Origin of the sequence: Marinobacter mangrovi (assembly GCF_016798325.1) — a bacterium.
Classification (GTDB): Bacteria; Pseudomonadota; Gammaproteobacteria; order Pseudomonadales; family Oleiphilaceae; genus Marinobacter_A; species Marinobacter_A mangrovi.
The window spans coordinates 166,697-188,130 of the sequence record NZ_JAERVO010000003.1 but is presented as its reverse complement, the minus strand read 5'-3'; the positions used below and the strand labels follow the sequence as shown (position 1 = coordinate 188,130).

General features: G+C 60.3%; 22 protein-coding genes. 15 read left to right on the top strand and 7 right to left on the bottom strand.

Annotation, left to right across the window (positions count from 1 at the left end):
• Window positions 1-3 precede the first annotated feature (3 nt).
• The 3 genes from JL474_RS10485 to JL474_RS10475 form a co-directional block, all read right to left on the bottom strand.
• A complete protein-coding gene (locus tag JL474_RS10485) occupies window positions 4-750 on the bottom strand; it encodes a siderophore-interacting protein (protein WP_203142037.1) in 747 nt (248 codons plus the stop codon).
• Window positions 728-1,216, bottom strand: a complete 489-nt coding sequence (locus tag JL474_RS10480) for a MarR family winged helix-turn-helix transcriptional regulator (RefSeq protein WP_203142036.1) — start codon at window positions 1,214-1,216, stop codon at window positions 728-730. The genes JL474_RS10485 and JL474_RS10480 overlap by 23 nt, the downstream gene beginning before the upstream one ends.
• A gap of 144 nt (window positions 1,217-1,360) precedes the next feature.
• Entirely contained in the window at window positions 1,361-2,578 is a 1,218-nt protein-coding gene (locus tag JL474_RS10475) for a PilT/PilU family type 4a pilus ATPase (protein WP_328797809.1), read from the bottom strand.
• A 220-nt stretch (window positions 2,579-2,798) separates the two neighbouring features.
• Between JL474_RS10475 and JL474_RS10470 the strand changes: the two genes are divergently transcribed.
• Window positions 2,799-3,203 (top strand): nuclear transport factor 2 family protein, encoded by a 405-nt coding sequence (locus JL474_RS10470; protein WP_203142035.1) that lies wholly within the window; start codon window positions 2,799-2,801, stop codon window positions 3,201-3,203.
• A 113-nt stretch (window positions 3,204-3,316) separates the two neighbouring features.
• On the opposite strand, the gene JL474_RS10465 is transcribed toward JL474_RS10470, so the two are convergent.
• Window positions 3,317-4,570, bottom strand: a complete 1,254-nt coding sequence (locus JL474_RS10465; protein ID WP_203142034.1) for a hypothetical protein — start codon at window positions 4,568-4,570, stop codon at window positions 3,317-3,319.
• 256 nt (window positions 4,571-4,826) lie between these two features.
• On the opposite strand from JL474_RS10465, the gene JL474_RS10460 reads away from it, so the two are divergent.
• Entirely contained in the window at window positions 4,827-4,991 is a 165-nt protein-coding gene (locus tag JL474_RS10460) for a hypothetical protein (RefSeq protein WP_203142033.1), read from the top strand.
• A gap of 10 nt (window positions 4,992-5,001) precedes the next feature.
• Here JL474_RS10460 and JL474_RS10455 read toward each other — a convergent pair whose 3' ends face one another.
• Window positions 5,002-5,643 carry a DUF4396 domain-containing protein gene (locus tag JL474_RS10455; RefSeq protein ID WP_203142032.1) on the bottom strand — a complete coding sequence of 214 codons (642 nt, stop codon included), beginning with the start codon at window positions 5,641-5,643 and terminating at the stop codon, window positions 5,002-5,004.
• 258 nt (window positions 5,644-5,901) lie between these two features.
• Between JL474_RS10455 and JL474_RS10450 the strand changes: the two genes are divergently transcribed.
• The 7 genes from JL474_RS10450 (at window position 5,902) to JL474_RS10420 (ending at window position 11,981) form a co-directional block, all read left to right on the top strand.
• Window positions 5,902-6,183: a hypothetical protein gene (locus tag JL474_RS10450; protein ID WP_203142031.1), complete on the top strand. Its 282-nt coding sequence runs from the start codon at window positions 5,902-5,904 to the stop codon at window positions 6,181-6,183.
• 176 nt (window positions 6,184-6,359) lie between these two features.
• Window positions 6,360-7,289 (top strand): ubiquinol oxidase subunit II, encoded by a 930-nt coding sequence (gene cyoA, locus JL474_RS10445; protein ID WP_123633702.1) that lies wholly within the window; start codon window positions 6,360-6,362, stop codon window positions 7,287-7,289.
• 4 nt (window positions 7,290-7,293) lie between these two features.
• Window positions 7,294-9,285: a cytochrome o ubiquinol oxidase subunit I gene (gene cyoB, locus JL474_RS10440; protein WP_123633701.1), complete on the top strand. Its 1,992-nt coding sequence runs from the start codon at window positions 7,294-7,296 to the stop codon at window positions 9,283-9,285.
• Between the two features lie 2 nt (window positions 9,286-9,287).
• Window positions 9,288-9,914 carry a cytochrome o ubiquinol oxidase subunit III gene (locus JL474_RS10435; RefSeq protein WP_123633700.1) on the top strand — a complete coding sequence of 209 codons (627 nt, stop codon included), beginning with the start codon at window positions 9,288-9,290 and terminating at the stop codon, window positions 9,912-9,914.
• Window positions 9,915-10,241 (top strand): cytochrome o ubiquinol oxidase subunit IV, encoded by a 327-nt coding sequence (cyoD, locus tag JL474_RS10430; protein WP_123633699.1) that lies wholly within the window; start codon window positions 9,915-9,917, stop codon window positions 10,239-10,241.
• A complete protein-coding gene (cyoE, locus tag JL474_RS10425; protein WP_203142030.1) occupies window positions 10,241-11,131 on the top strand; it encodes a heme o synthase in 891 nt (296 codons plus the stop codon). Before cyoD ends, cyoE begins: the two co-directional genes overlap by 1 nt.
• A 238-nt stretch (window positions 11,132-11,369) precedes the next feature.
• Window positions 11,370-11,981 carry a Yip1 family protein gene (locus JL474_RS10420; RefSeq protein WP_123633698.1) on the top strand — a complete coding sequence of 204 codons (612 nt, stop codon included), beginning with the start codon at window positions 11,370-11,372 and terminating at the stop codon, window positions 11,979-11,981.
• Window positions 11,982-12,023: 42 nt separating this feature from the next.
• On the opposite strand, the gene JL474_RS10415 is transcribed toward JL474_RS10420, so the two are convergent.
• Together JL474_RS10415 and JL474_RS10410 are read right to left on the bottom strand one after the other, a co-directional pair.
• Complete coding sequence (locus JL474_RS10415) at window positions 12,024-12,950, bottom strand: nitrate- and nitrite sensing domain-containing protein (RefSeq protein WP_203142029.1); 927 nt, start codon at window positions 12,948-12,950, stop codon at window positions 12,024-12,026.
• Window positions 12,943-14,082: a methyl-accepting chemotaxis protein gene (locus JL474_RS10410; protein WP_203142028.1), complete on the bottom strand. Its 1,140-nt coding sequence runs from the start codon at window positions 14,080-14,082 to the stop codon at window positions 12,943-12,945. The genes JL474_RS10415 and JL474_RS10410 overlap by 8 nt, the downstream gene beginning before the upstream one ends.
• 274 nt (window positions 14,083-14,356) lie before the next feature.
• On the opposite strand from JL474_RS10410, the gene JL474_RS10405 reads away from it, so the two are divergent.
• The 6 genes from JL474_RS10405 to JL474_RS10380 all read left to right on the top strand — a co-directional run bounded on the left by JL474_RS10405 (window position 14,357) and on the right by JL474_RS10380 (window position 21,420).
• The gene (locus JL474_RS10405; RefSeq protein ID WP_203142027.1) at window positions 14,357-15,925 is read left to right on the top strand and encodes a bifunctional GNAT family N-acetyltransferase/carbon-nitrogen hydrolase family protein; all 1,569 of its coding nucleotides are present in this window, start codon (window positions 14,357-14,359) and stop codon (window positions 15,923-15,925) included.
• Between the two features lie 114 nt (window positions 15,926-16,039).
• Window positions 16,040-16,297 carry a hypothetical protein gene (locus JL474_RS10400; RefSeq protein WP_203142026.1) on the top strand — a complete coding sequence of 86 codons (258 nt, stop codon included), beginning with the start codon at window positions 16,040-16,042 and terminating at the stop codon, window positions 16,295-16,297.
• Between the two features lie 319 nt (window positions 16,298-16,616).
• On the top strand, window positions 16,617-18,080 hold the full coding sequence (locus JL474_RS10395; RefSeq protein WP_203142025.1) for a carbohydrate porin: 1,464 nt from the start codon (window positions 16,617-16,619) through the stop codon (window positions 18,078-18,080).
• 194 nt (window positions 18,081-18,274) lie between these two features.
• Window positions 18,275-19,549 (top strand): ABC transporter substrate-binding protein, encoded by a 1,275-nt coding sequence (locus tag JL474_RS10390; protein WP_203142373.1) that lies wholly within the window; start codon window positions 18,275-18,277, stop codon window positions 19,547-19,549.
• A 90-nt stretch (window positions 19,550-19,639) separates the two neighbouring features.
• Window positions 19,640-20,563, top strand: coding sequence for a carbohydrate ABC transporter permease (locus JL474_RS10385; RefSeq protein WP_203142372.1), 924 nt, complete (start codon window positions 19,640-19,642; stop codon window positions 20,561-20,563).
• A gap of 14 nt (window positions 20,564-20,577) precedes the next feature.
• A complete protein-coding gene (locus JL474_RS10380; protein WP_190294827.1) occupies window positions 20,578-21,420 on the top strand; it encodes a carbohydrate ABC transporter permease in 843 nt (280 codons plus the stop codon).
• Window positions 21,421-21,434 lie beyond the last annotated feature (14 nt).

Genomic DNA, 21,434 nt, shown 5'->3' with positions numbered 1-21,434 from the left:
CCGTCAGGCGTCTTCGGTCTCGGCGTCCTGGCGCTTGGCCACTTTGTGCTGGTCCTCGCTGATGCCGATTTTCCAGTAGCTGGACACGTACAGGTTACGACGACCCACGTCTTTCTCCTGCTTGAAATAGCGGCGCAGGTTGCGCATGCCGCTGAATTCACAGGCGGCCCACACCGACGGTTCACCGTCCAGCCAGTCCAGCTGCCGGATGCGATCGACAATCACCTCGCCCCGCGGATCCGGCTCCGGATTGATCACCCAGTGCAGTTCCACGTTTTCCGGGTGCGTCAGTGGCTGGATGTCGGCCTCGTCGAGCACTTCGATCACGGCATAGCCGCGGGCATCTGCAGGCATCGTCTCCAGGTTGACGCTGATCGCCGGCAGGGCGGTCATGTCGCCGGCCAGCAGGAACCAGTCGGCCTCCGGGTTGATCAGTTTGCGGGCGCCGGGGCCGCCGACCAGGATGCGGTCGCCGGGTTGGGCTTGCTGGGCCCATACGGAGGCCGGCCCATCGGTGTCGTGAATCATGAAATCCACGTCCAGTTCCCGGGGCCGCTGTTCGCGGATGGTGTAGGTGCGCATAAGCGGTTGCCCGTCGCCGGGTTGGGGAAACAGGAGTTTGATGTAAGCACTGTCCTGCTCTTCGGGAAAGCCGGCCAGATTGTCGCCGCCCAGGGTGACGCGCAGCATATGTGGCGTCACATATCGGGAGCGGATAACGTCCAGTTCACGGGGTGCCGGTCTTGGCATGATTCGGTTCTCCAGTAGTGGTCGCCCCGGCCTCGCCTCCTGCGTTCTGCAGGTTGTCGGCCATGACGTTTGCCAGGGTGATGAAGGTGTCGACGTCGTCCGGTTTGAGATGACGCGTCATTCGGTCCATGGCGATCGTTTCCACCGCCTGCATCCGGTCGATCATGGATTCGCCGTCGGGCGTCAGTCGCAGCAACTGGCTGCGACGGTCCCCGGGATTCTCCACTTTGACGATCAGACCCTCACCCAGCAGTTCATTAAGGACCCGGGTGATCTGGGCCTTGTCCCGACGCATGCGCTGGGCGATGAACTGGGCGGTACACCGCTCCTGCTTCCAGATCGCCTTGAGCACACGCAAGTGAGTGATCGGCAGGCTGATACCGGCATCGACGACGGCCGACCGCATGAAGGCGCGATAGGCGTGGGTCAGTCGGTGCAGCGGCTCACCGAGTGAGGTGAGTGACATGGGTCTCTCCTTATTGTTGATACTATCAACCATAATGCCGGCTGGTTGATACTGTCAACTACGTGGAGCTACCCATAGGTCGATGATGAGCGGACAGGGACGGTGAGGCGACGGCGGGCCGGCGGGCCCGCCGATAGGAAAGACTCAGGGATGCAGGGTGCCGGGATTGCTGGCGTCCGGATCGTCTTCGTCGTCATCGATGTCTTCCAGCGTCAGATCCATGAAGCTGGAGGTGCTGGCGGGCTTTTCCGTGGCTGCCGGTGCGGCGGGGGCTTTGCCCGTTGATGCCGCAGCTTCGCCACTCTCCAGCTTGATTCTGAGCCGCAGGTTATTGGGGGAATCGGCGTTGGCGATGGCGTCGTCCAGGCTGATTCGCCCGCTCTGGTGCAGCTTGAACAGTGCCGCATCGAAGGTCTGCATGCCGAGGTTCTCGGATTTCTCCATGATTTCCTTGATCTCGGTCAGGCGGTTCTTGAGGATCAGTTCCTGGATCGTCTTGGTGCCCAGCAGGACTTCCACCGCCGCGCAGCGCTTGCCGTCGACGGTCGGGATCAGACGCTGGGAGACGAAGCCGCGGATATTCTGCGCCAGGGACATCAGCAATGCCGGGCGCTTCTCGTCCGGGAACAGGTTGATGATCCGCTCCAGCGCCTGGTTGGCGTTGTTGGCGTGCAAGGTCGAGATGGCCAGGTGGCCGGTTTCGGCGAATTCCAGGGCGTGCTCCATGGTTTCGCGGTCGCGGATCTCGCCGATCAGGATCACGTCCGGCGCCTGACGCAGGGTGTTCTTCAGGGCATTGCGGAAACTGCGCGTGTCGACCCCGACTTCACGCTGGTTGACGATGGATTTCTTGTGCTTGTGCACATATTCCACCGGATCCTCGATGGTGATGATGTGGCCGCCCACGGAGGAATTGCGCAGGTCAATCAGCGACGCCAGCGAGGTGGACTTGCCCGAGCCGGTGCCGCCGACGAACAGGATCAGCCCACGCTTCTCCATCACCAGCTTCTTGAGGACCGTCGGCAGGCCAAGATCCTCGAATTTGGGGATCTCGGTGTTGATGTTCCGTGCGACGATGGCGACTTCATTGCGCTGCTTGAAGATGTTCACCCGGAAGCGGCCTACCCCGGCAATTGATACCGCCAGGTTCATCTCCAGCTCGTTGGCGAAGATCTGCTTCTGCTCGGCGTCCATCAACTCCATGGCGATGGCCTCGACCTGCCCGGCCGTCAGCGTCTGCTGCGACAGCGGCTTGAGCGTGCCCTGGAATTTGGCGCTGGGCGGCGCGCCCGTGCTCAGGTAAAGATCGGAGCCGTCGTGTTTTGCCAGTACATTGAGGTACTTGTCGATGGGAGTGGCCACTGTGTGATTCCTTTGAAGCTGCCGGGGACCGCTGTCGGAGCGGTCCCGATGGATCCGGATCGTGGCGTCAGTATTGGAAAAACAGAGGCCGGGCTACAAGAAGAGCTTTGTAACTTTCGGTTTGTACTCGTATCTTTATCGGGTTGGCCGAAACGGGCCTGACTTTAATAGGCCGGTTGCACAGGACAGGGCAACGGCATCGGATACGGAAACAACAGACATGATCACAACAACCATCAAACGTTGGCACGACCTGGTCGAAGCCCGCAACCCTCAGGCACTGGACGATCTTCTGGCGGATGAGGTGAAGTTTCACTCGCCGGTGGTGCACACGCCCCAGGAAGGCAAGGCGATCACCAAGCTCTACCTCGCTGCCGCCCTTCACACGCTCAACAACGAGCATTTCCACTACACCCGCGAAGTGCTTGACGGCAACAACGCCGTCCTGGAGTTCACCACCGAACTGGAAGGCATCCAGGTCAACGGCGTCGACATGATCCGCTGCGACGGCGAGGGGCGAATCGTGGACTTCAAGGTGATGGTCCGACCGCTGAAGGCAGTAAACAAGATTCACGAGATGATGGCGGCGATGCTGGAGAAAATGGCTCCGGGCAACCCTGCCTGAGGCGGCCGCTTGCCGGCGCCTTCATAAGGCCGTTCAGGAAAGTAATGATCGGGCTGACGCCCGATCATTACTTTCCTGGGGCGCTGTCCCCTCTTGCAATCCGGAGGGATGCGTTACTGGCGTTGAATGCTTTGTATGTCGCGGTAGTTGACCGGCACCACCATGTTGCCGCCGAACATGCGGCGCTGAAGCTGCAAACGCTGGCTTTCCACGGCCTGCAGGCGACCCTCCAGCACTTTCCCGCTGTTCATGACAACACGAAGGCTTTGGTTCATGTGTCGATCCAGGTCGCTAACAGCGATGGCGGACTGGGTGGTTGGCGTTTCCCGGGGTGTGGTGGATGTTGCTGACGCCGGCTCGCCGGCGTTGGCTGTCGTTTCGGTCCGTGTGATCGCGAACGGTTTCAGAGAGGCGCCATCCACACCCACCTGTGGGTTGAGGCGGCCGCTCAGGTAGTCGGGGTCGGTGCTCAGGTAACGATCTTTCGTGCTGATCGGCGGAAACGGCTCGATGGCCAGGTCCAGAGTGCTGCCCGGATGCTCAATGTACTCCCTGTAGGCGTTGGCCAGCGTGTTGTCTGGCGCCAGTCCATACGTTGACCAGACGGCCCTCCAGGCCTCGAGGTGATGCTTCCGAAATGCCTCAACGCTCATGCCGGTTTCGCGGGCACAATCTTCGAGTTCCTGCAGGACCTGGCCCTGATCCTGGATGTGTAATTCGGCGCTTTTGAGTTCCACGGATCGGGCACTCTGCAGACCATTGAAGGCGTTCAGGGCGCCACCGGGATTCAGTGTCAGTCGGGTGGTGAGGGTGTTCTCGCCGTGGATCGTAACCCGGGACAGGAGGTCGAGCTGGCTGCCACCCTGCGCCTGCTGGTACCCCAGACTTATGTCGATGATGTCATCAGAGCTGCCGGAGGCCGGTCCATTCCGGTCATCAACGTTGCAACCCGCCAGTGCCAGTTTCGTCATCATGCCTTTCCCGCCCTGGCGTTCGGTGGCCGACTGCATCAGAGGGCCATTCGGGTCGATGCGCAGGCCGACGACGTTCAGCGCCAGATGATCGGGGATATGGCCGTTTTTCAGCTCGTCCGACAAGGTGTACAGCACCCAGGGATTATCGGTTTCCAGAACCAGCTTATCCATCCGGATCGAATCATCGACGGTATGAGGGACAAAACGGATGCCGCTGATCTCAAGGTCTCCCGTTGGCGTGACGGAGACGTCATCGTAGCTCAGCTGGCCGTAGAAGCTGGCCATCTGGACGGATTTGTCCAATTGGTCCCGGACAGCGCTGGTCATCTGGTACTGCGCAAAGAAAAGTCCGCCGGCAATCACGACGACAGCGGCAATCAGGATTCGTTTCATGGGCGTCCCTGTTGTGGCATCCCTGGAGTTGGTGGCCCTGTGGGCCAAGTCAGTCAGAACATTAACTGAGTTTCATGTAACGATAAATGTTGGAAATGTAAGAGGTTCGCCCTGGCGCGCTGAGCAGGTTGATGGATTGGTATCCAAGTCAGCATCGCAGGCAGTGCCAATTCGGGTGTATCGCCAGGAAGGTTGACGGCGCTGACAATCTGGCGTTAAACAGAGGTATGAGCAATGGTTTGCGGAGGCTTGGCGGATGAAATGGATTATCGTGCTTATTGTGGCGGTCGTGGTCGGTATCTGGCTCTACCGCGGCCGGCGCAAGAATGACGTTGAGAATCCCGAAGCCAAGCCCTTTGAGGAAAGCGAGTATTACCTGTCGCCGGACGAGGAAAAAGAGTCCGACGACAGGCGCTCCTGAATGGGCGGGGCTACATGGCGTGCTTCACGCCCCGCTGGACCAGCCACCAGTTGGCCGGGTAGGCGGTGGCAAAGCCCAGGATCATGCCGATCTGCATCATGAACCAGAACTGCGGCGTATCCGGACGCGGCTCCAGGCCGAGCCAGAGTACCGAGGCGATGGCCATCCAGCCAAACATGCCAATCTCGAAGGCCACCAGCGACAGGGTGTCGGCTTTGACGGCGTCCTTCAGGGCGCTGCGCCAATTACCGTGCCCCATGCTCATGATGGGCAGGAACTGGAACAGGATACCGAACAGGTAGGCGCCCACGAACTCGCCCACGAAGTGGCCCAGCAGGGCTGAACCCAAGACAGTGACACCCAGCAGCGTCATGAGTGGCGCTGCTACCGTATCCCCCAGGGTACAGCCGCCCCCGCAATGGGTGGTGGACACGAAAACGCCCTGCCACAATGGTTTTTCGCCATGGCCTTTCAGGCCGATCCGTTTGTAGAGCCACCAGCCAACGACCGGGAAGTAGAGGCCGGTCACGGGCCAGGTGATGTTCATGATGGCCATGTGCTGGGGATGGCGTCTGACATCGAGCGCGATGGCGGCGGCTGTCAGTATTCCCAGGGCAATGAAGAACCAGGCAATCATTTCGAATCCGCTCAAAACAACCTCCTTAGCGACTGGACGTGCCTATGGGGCAGGTTTCCAGTGTTGCAGACTATTCGGGCGCGACAAAGTGTCGCGGGCTTGTCATCCCGTCGGGATGGGTTGTCCGGTCGGTGATGTGTCGCGCCTTAATCGGGTCCACGGCGTTCTCAGGCCCGTGGTGGCTGCGTTCAGCAACTTGTTGTCTTCGACAGGCCACACGGTAAAACCCTTGAGCCACTAAAAGGTCAAGGGTTGAGCTGAGCCTGGAGCCACATGAACGGTGTGATAGACTCTCGCCCCGCTGAGGGAGTGATCAGTGTCGCAATGTTGATGTCGGCGTCAATGCAGCGGTTCTGGTTGGAGACACAAGGCGGACATGACAATCCGTTAAGGATGATCCGTCATATGACGGACAGTCTGTCTGACTATTCGGCGATTTCAGCGGATGTGTCGCGTCAGGCGATGTTGTTGATTCCCCTCACTAACTGGGAGAATCGCCGCCGTCAATTGTCTCTGCATGATGTAGGTCAAGTTGCTGGTGGAATCCGACTGTGAGCTACTCCACTATTGGCGCCGATTTCTGCATGGAGTCAGGCTTCACCTGCACGCAGTCGGGCCTGACTGGCCGCACTGTCCGCTATAGATTCCTGAAACTTCCGTAATCCATTGATAGCTACATATGAGCTTGCCCGCCAGGCCCTGGCCTGCCCTTGCTCTAATGAGGTTGAAAAATGAGAGAGAAGAGCTATTTACGCGTCTTGGGCGCTGTACTACTAGCCGCTTTGCCATTGCTGTTGTCGGGTTGTAGCTCGGCGCTGATGGATCCAAAGGGGCAGGTCGGTGAGGAACAGAAGGTCCTGATCATCACGGCTTTCGCTTTGATGCTGATTGTCGTTATCCCCGTAATCGTGATGACGCTGCTCTTCGCTTACCGCTATCGCGAAAGCAACAAAGAGGCGACCTACAAGCCGAACTGGGCGCATTCCACTGCGATCGAAGTGGTGGTCTGGCTGGTTCCCTGCGTGATCATCGTCGTCCTCGCGATTCTCACCTGGATCACCTCTCACAGCCTCAACCCGATGAAGCCAATCGCCTCCGAAGACGGCAAGGAGACGATGGAAATCCAGGCGGTCTCTCTCGACTGGAAGTGGCTGTTCATCTATCCGGAACAAAAGATTGCCACCGTTAACGAGCTGGCGATTCCGACCAACACGCCGATCCGTTTCCACATCAGCTCCGGTTCGGTCATGAACTCCTTCTGGGTGCCGGAACTGGGTACGCAGATCTATGCCATGGCCGGTATGGACAGTCAGTTGCACCTGATTGCCAACGAAACAGGGGAATGGCAGGGCAAGTCTTCCAACTACAGTGGCGCCGGTTTCGCCGGGATGACGTTCCCGACGCATTCCCTGTCCGAGGAAGACTTCAAGGCATGGGTACAGAAGGTCAAGGACGAGTCGTCCAAGACCCTGTCCTTTGACGACGGTTACCAGGAACTGGCCAAGCCGAGCGAAGACGTGCCGGTTCAATACTTCTCGAAGGTTTCACCGAATCTTTACAACAACATTCTCAACAGCTTCCGCAAGGGCATCAGCGATGAGCATGGTGAAACCGGTGAACAAGAGCATGGCGAGCGCATGAGCGCAGAGGCAGCGGAGTAAGCATATGTTCGGAAAATTAAGTCTCGATTCGATTCCCTATCACGAGCCGATCATCATGTCGACGGTGGCCGTGATTGCCATCGTGGGCGCGGCTCTTGTTGGCTGGATTACGGTCAACAAGAAGTGGACCTATCTGTGGAGTGAGTGGATCACGTCCATCGATCACAAGAAACTGGGCATCATGTACTTCCTGGTGGCCCTGGTCATGCTGGTCCGTGGTTTCGCGGATGCCATCATGATGCGGACCCAGCAGGCGATGGCCGCTGGCGGTGCCGAGGGCTACCTGCCCCCGGAGCACTATGACCAGATCTTCTCCGCCCACGGCGTGATCATGATCTTCTTCGTCGCCATGCCGATGGTGATCGGTCTGATGAACCTGGTGGTTCCGCTGCAGATCGGTGCGCGCGACGTTGCTTTCCCGTTCATGAACAACCTGAGCTTCTGGCTGTTCGCCGCCGGCGTTGTGCTGGTGAACGTGTCCCTGTTTGTCGGTGAATTCGCCAAGACCGGTTGGCTGGCTTACGCGCCCCTGTCTGAGGCCAAGTACAGTCCCGGCGTCGGGGTGGATTACTGGATATGGGCGTTGCAGATCTCCGGTATCGGGACAACCCTGACCGGCATCAACTTCTTCGTCACCATCATGAAGATGCGCACCAAGGGCATGACGCTGTTCCGTCTGCCGATCTTCACCTGGACCTGCCTGGTGACCAACGTCCTGATCATCGCGGCCTTCCCGATTCTGACCGCGACCATCGCCTTGCTGACCCTGGATCGTTACTTCGATTTCCATTTCTTCACGAACGATATGGGCGGCAACATGATGATGTACGTGAACCTCATCTGGGCCTGGGGCCATCCTGAGGTGTACATCCTGATCCTGCCGGCATTCGGCGTGTTCTCTGAAGTGATTTCGACCTTCGCCAAGAAGCGTCTGTTCGGCTACAACACCATGGTCTGGGCGACCCTGGCGATCGGTGTCCTGTCGTTCATCGTCTGGCTGCACCACTTCTTCACCATGGGTGCGGGGGCCAACGTCAACGCCTTCTTCGGCATCATGACGATGATCATCGCGATACCGACCGGTGTGAAGATCTTCAACTGGCTGTTCACCATGTACCGTGGTCGCCTGGAGTTCTCCTCTCCGGTGCTGTGGACCCTGGGCTTCATCATCACCTTCACCATCGGTGGTATGACCGGTGTGATGCTGGCCGTTCCGGCGGCGGACTTTGTCCTGCACAACAGCCTGTTCGTTATTGCCCACTTCCATAACGTCATCATCGGCGGCGTGGTCTTCGGCATGATGGCCGGCTACACCTTCTGGTTCCCGAAAGCGTTCGGCTTCAAGCTGGACGAGAAATGGGGCAAACGCTCCTTCTGGTTCTGGCTGGTCGGCTTCTACGTGGCCTTCATGCCGCTGTACATCCTGAGCTTCTACGGTGCCGTGCGTCGGATGCAGTCTTACGCCAACGACGAATGGCAGCCGCTGATGATCGTCGCCTGGTTCGGCGCGGTCCTGATCCTGTGCGGCATTGCCTGCACCGCGATCCAGCTGATCGTCAGTATCCGCGATCGCGAGAAGAACAAGGACGTCACCGGCGATCCGTGGGGTGGTCGTACCCTGGAGTGGGCCGTGTCTTCACCGCCCCCGTACTACAACTTCGCGCATCTGCCTGAGATCCACTCGATCGATAACTTCTGGGAAGACAAGCAGAAGAATCAGGGTAAGGCGCAGCTGGCTGATCCGGAAACGATTGAGTACAAGGACATCCACATGCCGCGCAACACGGTTGCCGGTCCGGTAATGGGTGCCTTCAGCATCGTGTTTGGCTTCGCCCTGGTCTGGCATATCTGGTGGCTGGTCGGCGTCGGCGCCCTGGGTATGTTCGCGGCCTTCATGGGTCGGATCTTCAACGAGGATATCGACTATTACGTGCCCGCTGAGGAAGTGAAGCGGATCGAAACCGAACACCATAAACAGGTGGAGATGCAGGCGTAATCATGGCAACAGATACGATGACTAACCAACACGTGGCCGCGCATGACGGCCACGACGATCACGAACATCACGACATGACCGGCACGAAGATGTACGCCTTCTGGGTGTACCTGATGAGTGACTTGATCATCTTCGGCTCGTTGTTCGCGACTTACGGCGTGCTGCACAACGGCACCGCCGGTGGCCCGGGTGGCAAGGACATTTTCGAGCTGGACTTCGTCCTGGTCGAAACCTTCCTGCTGCTGTTCTCCAGTTTCACCTATGGCCTGGCCGTGCTGGCCATGCACAAGGACAAGGTCAAGCAGGTCATTGGCTGGCTGCTGGTCACCTTCGCCTGTGGTGCAGGCTTCGTCGGGATGGAAATCTATGAATTCCATCACCTGATCGTGGAAGGCCTGGGGCCGGATCGCAGCGCGTTCCTGTCCTCCTTCTTCGCGTTGGTCGGCACGCACGGCCTGCACGTGAGCTTCGGTCTGCTGTGGATGGCTATCATGCTGATCCAGCTGTCCACCAAGGGCCTGACTGACATGACGCGTCCGCGCATCATGTGCCTGAGTCTGTTCTGGCACTTCCTCGATATCGTGTGGATCTGCGTGTTCACCTTCGTCTACCTGATGGGAGCACTGTAAATGAGTCACTCTCACGACCACGACAGCCATAGCCACGGCAGCACCAAGTCCTACATTATCGGGCTGATCCTTTCCATCCTGCTGACGATCATTCCGTTCGGCATGGTGATGAAAGGCGGATTCGACGAGACGTTCGTTGTCATTGCAATTGCGATCCTGGCGGTGTTCCAGGTGCTGATTCAGCTGATCCTGTTCATGCACCTGAACCTGAAGACACAGGAAGGCCGAGACTCCGGTTCCTTCGTCTTCTTCACCGCCGTGATCCTGGTCCTCGTCATTGGTGGCACCCTGTGGATTATGTATCACCTGAACATCAACTTGATGTAATGCCGGGCACGTCCTTCAAAGACGTGCTTGGGCAGTTCATCGCGCTCACCAAGCCGGGGATCATTTTCGGTAATTCGATCTCCGTCATGGGCGGCTTCTTTCTGGCCGCCCAGGGTGAGTTCAGCCCGGGCCTGTTCATCGCCACTCTGGTGGGGCTGGCCCTGGTGATTGCCTCTGGCTGTGCGTTCAACAACCTGATCGATCGCGATATCGATGCGGTGATGGAACGCACCCGGAACCGTCCTCTTGTTCAGGGAACGATCACGCCGGCCACGACCCTGGGTTTTGCGACCCTGCTGGGTCTGGCCGGATTCACCATGCTGCTGGGCACCAATGTGCTGACGGCGGGTCTGGCGGTCTTCGGCTTCGCGATTTACGTCGGCGCCTACAGCCTCTACTCAAAGCGGCACTCCGTATACGGCACGTTGATTGGCAGCCTGTCCGGGGCGGTCCCGCCGGTGGTGGGCTACTGCGCCGTCAAGGGTCAGTTTGACGTTGGTGCAGCGATCATCCTGGTCACCTTCTGCCTGTGGCAGATGCCCCATTCCTACGCGATTGCCATCTTCCGCTTCCGCGACTACCAAATGGCCGGTATTCCGGTCCTGCCGGTGGCCCGGAGCATTCGCACGGCCAAGATCCACATTGTGGGTTACACCGTGGCCTTTATGCTGGCGGCGTTGTCGCTGAGCCTGGCGGGTTACACCGGCATCGCCTATTTCGTGGTGATGCTGCTGATGGGCCTGTACTGGCTGAAACTGGGAATCGCCGGTTTCCGCACCGAAGACAATGTGAAGTGGGCCAAGGGCAACTTCGGCTTCTCCATTCTTACGGTGTGTGTGCTGAGCCTGATGATGGGCATCAACGGCGTCCTGCCGGCTTTCCTGGCCTGAATCGCCATCCTGACGAGCTGCTGTAATGTGTTGTAGCAGCTCGTTTTTCCCTTCCTTATTCCCGAAATCCCCACCACGCTGTTGTTCACTGAAAGCGCTTTCCGGCCTGTGATTGAGTCATGATTCGGGCAATTTCTGTTCGATATCCGGTGTGCTATTTTCAGAATCATCAACTATATGTTTGAGTAATAGAAGCTAAGTGTAGAAAGCCATCATCACCATTGAGAGGGGTGCTTGTATGCTGACACACGTCTGGGGCCTTCTGACTCACCCGAAAAGTGAATGGGGCCACATCGAGGACGAGCACGAAACGGTAACGCATCTGTATGCGCACCACGTGTTTACGCTCGCCGCTGTTCCCGTTATCTGCGCCTACATTGGCACGACCCAGGTGGGGTGGGGCTTTGGAGGCGAACACGCCTTTATCAAGCTCGACCTGCTGAGCGCGCTGTACGCCGGTATTGCCTTCTATATCGCCATCCTGGCGGCCGTGTTCCTGGTCGGCAACGTGATTTACTGGATGGCCCACCGGTTCAGAAAACCCCCGAGTCGGCGCCGCTGCGTGATCTTCGCCGGTTACATCGCGACCCCCATGTTCCTCAGCGGCCTGGTTGCCGTGTATCCACTGGTCTGGCTGTGTCTGCTGGCCGGCATCGTGGGCTTGTGTATCAGCGCCTACCTCCTCTACTTGGGGATTCCCTACTTCCTGGGGATCAGCTCGGAAGAAGGCTTCATCGTCTCCAGTACCACCCTCGCCGTCGGGGTGCTGGTGCTTGAAGGTCTGCTGGCCGTGACCGTGATGCTCTGGGGTTACGGTGAGGTCCTCCTGCCTTGGTTGTTCAGGTTCTGACGACGGGGTGCTGAGAGCACCCCAGTGCTTTTCCAACTAAGCCTATTTGGCGGGCACCGCGTTCCGGAGCGTTCTCTCCGGGACAGGTCGTCCGCTTTTTTGCGTTGGAGCTGGCGGTGCATGGACCGCCGTTGGGCCCTCCAGGTCAGACAGGGCGGCATCCACCAAGGCAAACAGCGTATCGACCGCCTGGGTGCCCTGCTCAAAAACCGTCTGCGCGGGAACCGCAATTTCCTCGGAGCCCAGCAGGTCGTGATCCAGGCTTTCAAGAAACCGGCCAACCGCCTGTTTGCAGGCATCCAGTCGCGCGGTGGGGCCGGTACCGGGGACCTCCAGTCGGGAAAAAGCGGTACGGGACAGCGTGTCGACCTTCTGGTGAAGAAACCGCAACCTCACCCGTTGCGCCGCGTCGCTGACTCCGGCGGCGGCCAAGCCGGTTCCCAGCGCCCGCGCCTGACCGGCCCATTCGGCGGCATTGATGACCTCCTGCCAGATGCAGGGCAGATAGGCGAGGCGCGAGTCACCCTGCGCCAGGTCCATGTGAGACGCGGTGTCCTGAATCAGGTTGATGCCCTTGCGGATGAGACGATGGTGATCGGTGAGGTTGTGGCCCGGATCGCGGCCGTTCACGTCTTTTACTCGTTGCCATTGATCCACCAACGTTTGCCAGTCGCCGGTCAGATCGGCCGGCAAGTCGGGCGGTGACGCCATCAACCGGTCCAACCTTGCTGCCAGGGCGCTGAGATCCTGTGCCATGGTCCGGTCTCCGTGCAGCACCCCGTTACTCAGTCCTCGATGACGCTGCAGCCCGCTCACCAGTTGTCGCAGTTGGGTGAGCGTCTCGAGAGCTGCCTGCCGTTCGCGGCGTTGCTGACGGCGCTGGAGGATATGGAGAGCAATCAGTGCGATGCCCAATAGCACCAGAACGGCCACCTCCGCCGTTGTGAAGAGTAAGCGGGAATCAGTCATGGCTGGGCTCCTGTCCGGTAAGGTGTGCCAGATGAAGGGCGATGTGACGGGCCTGGCGGGCTGCCGCCTGATTGTCGCTGTTGCCGGCCCGGACCCGCTCCGCCAGACCGGCTATTTCGGCGACGGCCTGGCCCTGTTCGCCGGTGCTGACGGCGACCTGATCCACCTCTCCGGCGAGGTCCCGGGTGCGTCCCTGGACGGCTTCCAGTAAGGTGCGGACCGTCTCTGAATTGCCGGCGCTGCGATCCGCCAGGGCAGCCAGTCGTTGCACCTGTTCCGCGGCCTGTTCGATCTGTTCCTGCACAGCTGCATTGTTTTGTCCAATCTCGTCGGCGGAGGTCTGGCTGTGCTGGGCCAATCGCCGGACTTCTTCGGCGACAACGGCGAACCCCCGACCGCTCTCGCCGGCCCGGGCCGCTTCGATGGCGGCATTGAGTGCCAGCAGGTTGGTTTGTTCGGCGATGCCGCGAATGGTGCCAGTCATGGCCGTGATGGTTCGGGAATGCTCACTGAGCTGCTGGATCAGGCGGTCGGTGGACGCGGTCTGTTGCGCCATTTCGGTGACCTGCTGCACCAGAATGGACAACTCGCGCAGGCCTTTGGCCAGTTCGCCATCGGCCGTCTGGCTGGCCTCGCGGGACTCGCCGGCGCGATCCGCCACGTCCCGGATACTGGCGGTTAGTTCTTCCACGGCCGCGGCGGCAACGCTCGCGGATTCGCTCTGCTGCTCGGCGTTGCGGTTGACCAGCGCTGCCGCCGCCTCGACTTCGCCGGACGCGTGTGAGATCTCGTCCAGACGCTGCTGCAGGCTGTGTCGGGTTCGTTCCAGGTCGGTCAGCTTGCGCTGCAGCCGCCGGACCAGCGGGCCCAGCAGGAGCCAGCGTGTGTTTGTGAGGAAGTCGCTCTCGTCGCGCTCAATGCCGTCACGGAGCCGGCCCAGCTCCCAACCGATCAGCCAGAGGCTGGCGACCAGCAGGTACAAGGGTACGGCGACGACGAAGACGGCCCACATCGGATTCAACGCCGGCACGGCGGCCAGGGCCAATAGCCAAAGTGCTGCCAGGAGTAATGCCAATCCGGTTGTGTGAAGTGCCCGCATCAAAAGTTGTGCGGGGTAAGTGAGCGCTTGCATGCGGCCGGTCTCCTTTCCTGGGGCGGCGTCTGAAACAAAAACGCCGTCTCCCGGAATCCTGTCTGCAATGACCGGATCCCGGGACGACGGCGTCGTTGCCGGACAGGGCCGCGCCCTGCTTTTGATGATCTGCCCTGGCCGACGCAAATTGGGTGCCACGGGACCGTAGCTTTTTGTAAGCCGCTCCGGCGCCGGCCGTTTCGGTGCCCCTCTTGACGGCGGGGTCGGTCACGGAGAAGGATGAAGCGACTGTCGCTGCGTTCTGGAGGTGCCCATGTGTCCGCCGTTTAGCGATCCCAGCCAACACCTGTCTGTACGTCAGGCCACCCTGCAGGATATTCCCGGCATCATTCGGCTGAGTTGCCGGGTGTATGCCAACACCGGCATGTACGGCTACACCGAAGGCCCGCTGACCGGGCAGATGAACAACTTTCCCGAAGGCCAGTTTGTGGCAGTCGTGGGTGACCAGGTGGTGGGCTACTGCGCGACGTTCCGCATTGCCGGGGAAGTCGCCCTGGCGCCCCACGACTGGACGTCCATCACCGGCAATGGCTACGCCTCGCGACACGACCCGGAGGGCGACTGGCTCTACGGCATGGAGGTATGCGTCGATCCGGATTACCGCGGCTACCGGATTGGCCAGCGTCTGTATAACGAACGCAAGGCCCTGTGCCAGGGCCTGGGGCTACAGGGCGTGGTGTTCGCCGGTCGGCTGCCGTCGCTGCGCCGGCGCATCCGCAAGTTCGAGTCCGTCGAGGCCTACATCGAGGCCATCAAGAGCAAGAAACAGCGCGACGATGTGCTGTCCTTCCAGCTCCACAACGGATTCGAGATCCACGGCATCATTCCCCATTACCTGGATGCCGATCACGATTCCATGGGCTATGGCATTCACCTGGTCTGGCGCAACCCGGCGGTAGAACGCAACGGCGACCGCGGCAAGCAGAAGCGCTATGGCAAACGCATGCCCGACACGGTGCGGGTGGGCACGGTGCAATACCAGCAGCGGCCGGTGGCGTCCTTCGAGGCGTTCAGCGACATCGTCACCTACTTTGTCGACGTGGTGTCCACCTACAAGGGCGACTTTGTAGTGTTCCCCGAACTGTTCACGTTGCAGTTGCTGTCGATAGAGCGCCGCAAGGAGAGTCCGGCGGCGGCGATCGAGGCGATCACCGAATACGCCGGGGCCTACCACGACCTGATGCGGGATCTGGCCCTGCGTTACAACATCAACATCATCGGCGGGTCGACACCGGTGCGCGAGGAAGACGGCGCCATCCGCAACATGGCCTACGTGTTCCTGCGGGACGGCCAGGTCTTCAGCCAGCCCAAGATTCACCCCACGCCGAACGAGGCGTACTGGTGGAACATCAGTGGCGGTCGCCGGGTCAGCGCCATCGAGACGGACTGCGGACCGATTGGTGTGCTGGTCTGTTACGACGCCGAATTCCCCGAAGTCACCCGCCACCTGGTCGATCAGGGCATCCAGATCCTGTTCGTGCCCTTCTGCACCGATGAAAGGCAGAGTTACCTGCGGGTGCGCTATTGCTGCCAGGCCCGCGCAGTGGAAAACCAGCTGTTCGTGGTGATGTCCGGCAACGTCGGCAACCTGCCCAATGTGCCCAACATGGAACTGCAGTACGGCCAGAGTTGCATCCTGACGCCCTGCGATTTCCCTTTCGCCCGGGACGGCATTGCTGCCGACACCACGCCCAACGTGGAAACCGTGGCCTTCGCCGATCTGCGCCCTCAGGTGCTGCTCACCGCCCGCAACAGCGGCACGGTAAAGAACCTGTACGACCGCCGGCACGAGCTGTACAGCGTCAACTGGCGAGGCGAGTGAGCAGATCGTCATGTGCCGTTCAGCCTCGGTTCATGGAACCGGGTTGATGCCAACCGGGGCACAGCGGTTAAAGTGGAAGGACGTATCAGAACACCGACAACGTGGAGGTGAACAATGGCTGCGCAGTCCGAATGGAAATCCCTGCGCGAGGAATATGAGGCTGCCTGGACCCGGTATCAGGACGTGGCAGACCGGGTGTATGCCGCCTATGAGGATCTGGACAGCGGCGTTCAGGATCAGACGCCGGCCAATGAGGACCTGTCCGAGTTACAGGAAGCCTGGAAGGCACTTGAAAGCGCTCGTGAGCGACTTCAGGAACACGCCAACGAGTTGCATGAACGCCATATGAAGACGGGTAAGTCGATCTCATAGGGTTCAGTTTTGGGCGCTAGTGAGGGGAGTGCCCTGCGGTTCCGGAGCCGCCGGAATGCGGCCGAAGAGGCCGGGAAAACCGGCGGCTTTCCGGGGATCTATGCATGCAAACTGCAATTAAGTTGAAATTAAGTGGCATCGACGGTTGTCGATTGACCTTCCGGGCATTTATCTTGAACACCGCTTAAAGCTTTAAGTTTCGCGGATTCGGCGGAATCGGGTGGTAACGGCCAGATTCCGTTTTTTATGCGCGGCATCTTAAAGCATTAAGTTAATAAAAAAACGTTTAAGCCTTACAACAACAAAATGAGGTGTGTTCATGTCTTTCTCTATGACGCGGAGTCGGATCCAGGCTCTCGCTTCAGGTTTCATCCTGCTGACGTCCGTACCTGCCGCCCTCGCAGCCGAAGAGGCCACCCTCGAAGAGCGAGTGGAAACGCTCGAACAACAGTTGATCGAGGCGCAACAGCGAGCCCAGGACGCCGAAGTCAACGCCCGCGATGAGCGCCTCGAGCAATTCGCCCGGCACATGGACGGTGAGGAGGGCTTCTCCTTCAACGGCTATGCCCGTTCCGGACTGGACATTGGCGAGAACGGCAAGAGTGCACCGGGCGACCCCTACCTGACGCCTGCCGGCTCCGTGGGCGGTGCGGTCGGCCGACTGGGCAATGAGGACAACACCTACGTCGAGGCGACCCTCAATTACCTTCAGCGCTTTGAGAACGGCGCGAAGTCGCACTACCGGGTCATGCTGGCCGACTACAGCCAGTCCTCCAATGACTGGACCGCAGCGGACTCCCAACTGAACGTGCGGCAGGTCTACGTGGAGTTCAGCGATTTGCCGGCGTTTACCGGCGCATTCGAGAACGCGTCCATCTGGGCCGGCAAGCGATTTGACCGGGATAATTTCGACTTCCACTGGCTCGACAGCGACTTCGTATTCTTGGCGGGCACCGGTGCCGGGATATACGACATTGCGTTCAGTGATACCTGGAAAATGAACCTGTCGCTCTACGGCCGCAGCTTTTCCGAATTTCCGACCGACACGGATGTGGAACCGGAAACCGACAGTACCGATAACCTGGTGCTGACAGCGAATAACTACTTTGGCCCGGTCCAGTGGATGATCAGTGGCATGTCCGCGGCGGACAACGACGAGCGCGTTGTGGCTGGCAGCCCGGGGGTGGCGGACAACGGGGTGCACACCATGCTGGCCTACCACGGCGACAGCTTTTTCGGGCTGAGCGAGGGCAACTTCAAGCTGGCCGTGATGGCCGGTAAGGGACTGGGGGCCGAGGTCAAGAATATCGGCTCCGACGGCAACCTGAGCGAGGATGCCATTGCTACCCGCTTCGGGGTTTACGGCACCACCTATATCAGTGACCACTGGCGGGTCGCGCCCATGATCCTCGCGGAAACCAGCCAGGATCGTTACGTCGAGGGTGACGAATACAACTGGCTGACGTTGAACGTGCGCCTGGCCGACGAGATCAACAGCAACTTCGAGATGCAGTACGAGACCACCTGGCAGACCATGGACCTCAAACCCCAGCAGTACGCCGGTCGCAGCGATGCCCGGGGGCACTATACCAAGGTGACGGTGGCGCCGACGTTCAAGCCCCAGGTCGGCGGCTTCTGGAATCGTCCGGAAATCCGCGCGTTTGCCACCTACTCCACCTGGAGCGACGAGCTCAACGACTACGCCGAAACGGACGCCTTCGGCCAGGACGATTTTACCGGCGGCCAGTGGACCTTTGGTGTCCAGGCGGAAACCTGGTTCTGAGCCCGCGGGGCTGGAATCGCACCTGTAAATTTAAGTTAAATTTAAGTGGATCTGGCGGTTGCGGGCCTGCCTCGCATTCTCTAACTTTAACGATGAGCTTAAAGCATTAAGGAACGCCCGATGAAAGCCTGAACCGGGGCTCCTGAGGTGTACCAGATCCGACGAACCCGACAACAACAACATGAGGTTCAATGATGTTTACACAACTCTGTAAGACCGTCCTGCCGGGCGTGATGGCCGCGATGCTTTGGGGCGCGGCCTCCGTGCAGGCGGCCACGGTCACGATCTCCTGCGGTGCCGTGGGCGCCGAACGTCAACTCTGTGAACAGGGTACCCAGGCCTGGGCCGAGAAGACCGGTAATCAGGTCAAGGTGGTCTCCACGCCCAATTCGTCCACCGAGCGTCTTTCCCTCTACCAGCAGCTGCTGGCCGCCCAGTCCGGCGATGTGGACGTGTTCCAGATCGACGTCATCTGGCCCGGCATGCTGGGAGACAACTTCATCGACCTGAGCCAGTACAGCAACGGGGCCGAGAAGGCGCATTTCCAGTCCCTGGTGCGTAACGACACGGTGGATGGCCGTCTGGTCGCGATGCCCTGGTTCACCGATGCCGGGGTGCTCTATTACCGCAAGGACCTGCTGGAGAAATACGACCAGCCCGTGCCCGAAACCTGGCAGCAGCTGACCGACGTGGCCAAGACGGTCCAGGCCGGTGAGCGCAAGGCCGGCAACGACAAGATGTGGGGCTTTGTCTGGCAAGGCCGGGCGTACGAAGGCCTGACCTGCGATGCCCTGGAATGGCTGGCCAGCTACAACGCCGGCACCATCGTCGATCGCGACGGCAAGGTCACGGTGGACAACCCGCAAGCCGTGAAAGCCCTGAAAATGGCCCAGGGCTGGATCGATACCATCTCCCCCGTGAGTGTCCTCAACTACACCGAAGAAGAGGCCCGCGGCGTGTTCCAGTCCGGCAATGCCGTGTTCATGCGCAACTGGCCCTACGCCTGGGCACTGGCCCAGAGCGCCGACAGCCCGGTCAAGGGCAAGGTCGGTGTGGTCGCCCTGCCCAAGGGCGGCGAAGACGGCCGTCACGCCGGCACCCTGGGGGGCTGGCAGCTGGCGGTTTCCAAGTATTCCGAACATCCCGAAGTGGCGGCGGACCTGGTGATGTACCTCACCAGCTACGAGGAGCAGAAGCGTCGCGCCATTGAAGGCAGCTACAACCCGACCCGTCCTGACCTCTACAAGGACGACGAGGTGCTGGCCAAGGTTCCCTTCTTCGGCGACCTGTTCGAGACCTTCAAGAATGGCGTACCGCGGCCTTCTTCGGCCACCGGCGACAAGTACGGTCGGGTGAGCAACGCCTTCTACAACGCGGTACACAGCGTGCTGTCCGGTGAGAGCTCACCAGGGGACGCCCTGGGTAGCCTCGATCACCAACTGAACCGTCTGGGTCGGCGCGGCTGGTAAGCCCGCCGCCTATCGATCGAGGTCACCATGGCTCTGTCCAAAACCGATCCGGTCGCCACGCGGCCGGTCCCTCCTGCGCCGGTGCAGGCAATGCCCCGTCGGCGCGGCCGGGTGAGCCGCCAGCGGGTGCGTGCCGCCTGGCTGTTCCTGATCCCCATGCTGTTGGTTCTGGCCGGCGTGGCTGGCTGGCCGTTGCTGCGGACCATCTGGTTCTCGCTCACTGACGCCAGCTTCTCCGATCTGACCAGCTACCACTTCATCGGCCTGGAGAACTACCTGGTCTATGACGATGGCGCCTGGTACGGCGTACTGGCCGATCCGGTCTGGTGGCACGCGGTCTGGAACACCGTGTTCTTTACTGTGGTGTCAGTCAGTCTGGAGACCGTCTTCGGTCTGGTGATCGCGCTTACCCTGAACATGCAGTTCCGCGGTCGGGGCTGGGTGCGGGCCGCCACGCTGGTGCCCTGGGCCATTCCCACCATTGTCTCTGCCAAGATGTGGGGCTGGATGCTCCACGACCAGTTCGGGATCATCAACCATATCCTGTTGGGCCTGGGGGTCATCGATTCGCCGCTGAACTGGACCGCCAATCCGGACCTGTCCATGTGGGCGGTGATCATGGTGGACGTGTGGAAAACCACGCCGTTCATGGCGCTGCTGGCACTGGCGGCGCTGCAGATGCTGCCGTCGGACTGCTACGAGGCGGCGAAGGTGGACGGCATCAACCCGGTGAAAGTGTTCTTCCGGGTGACCCTGCCGCTGATCACGCCGGCGCTGATGGTGGCGATCATCTTCCGGGTGCTCGACGCCCTGCGGGTATTCGACGTGATCTACGTGCTGACCTCGAACAGCGAGGACACCATGTCCATGTCGGTCTACGCCCGCCAGCAGTTGGTGCAGTTCCAGGACGTGGGTTACGGTTCGGCAGCCTCAACCGTGCTGTTCCTGATCATCGCCCTGCTGACCATCACCTACCTTTACCTGGGCCGAAAACAGATCGGAGGTGACGCATGAGCGCGCAGCCGTTGGTGTCCCGTCGCAAGCTGAAACGCTATGTGGGCAAGGTGGCCTTCTTCTTCCTGATCGTGGCGATCCTGCTGTTTACCGTTTTCCCGTTCTATTACGCGATTCTGACCTCGTTCAAGAGCGGCTCCGAGCTGTTCACGGTGGACTACTGGATCCACTCGCTGAACGTCGGCAACTACGCCTCGGTACTCGGCCAGCAGTCGTTCCTGGACAGCATCTGGAACTCGGTGCTGGTGTCGTCGATGACCGTCTTGATCGCCATGCTGCTGGGTGTGACGGCTGCCTATGCCCTGGGCCGGGTGCGCTTCCGCGGGCGCGGACCGATCCTGATGATCGTGCTGGGCGTGTCGATGTTTCCGCAGGTGGCGGTGCTGTCCGGCCTGTTCGAGGTCATCCGGGCGATGGACCTGTACAACAACCCCTGGTCGCTGGTGTTCTCCTACACCATCTTCACCCTGCCGTTCACGGTGTGGGTGCTGACCACCTTCATGCGGCAACTGCCCAAGGAGCTGGAAGAGGCGGCCATCGTGGATGGCGCGTCACCGGTGGTGACCCTGTTCAAGGTGTTCGTGCCGCTGATGGGCCCGGCCATGGCCACCACCGGGCTGCTGGCCTTTATCGCCGCCTGGAACGAGTTCCTGTTTGCCCTGACCTTCACCCTGACCAACGACCAGCGCACGGTGCCCGTGGCCATCGCCCTGATCACCGGCGGCTCCCAACATGAATTGCCCTGGGGCACGCTGATGGCCGCCTCGGTGATCGTGACCGTGCCGCTGATCGTGCTGGTCCTGATCTTCCAACGACGCATCGTGTCCGGCCTGACGGCGGGCGCGGTCAAAGGCTGATTTTAGGAGTCCCG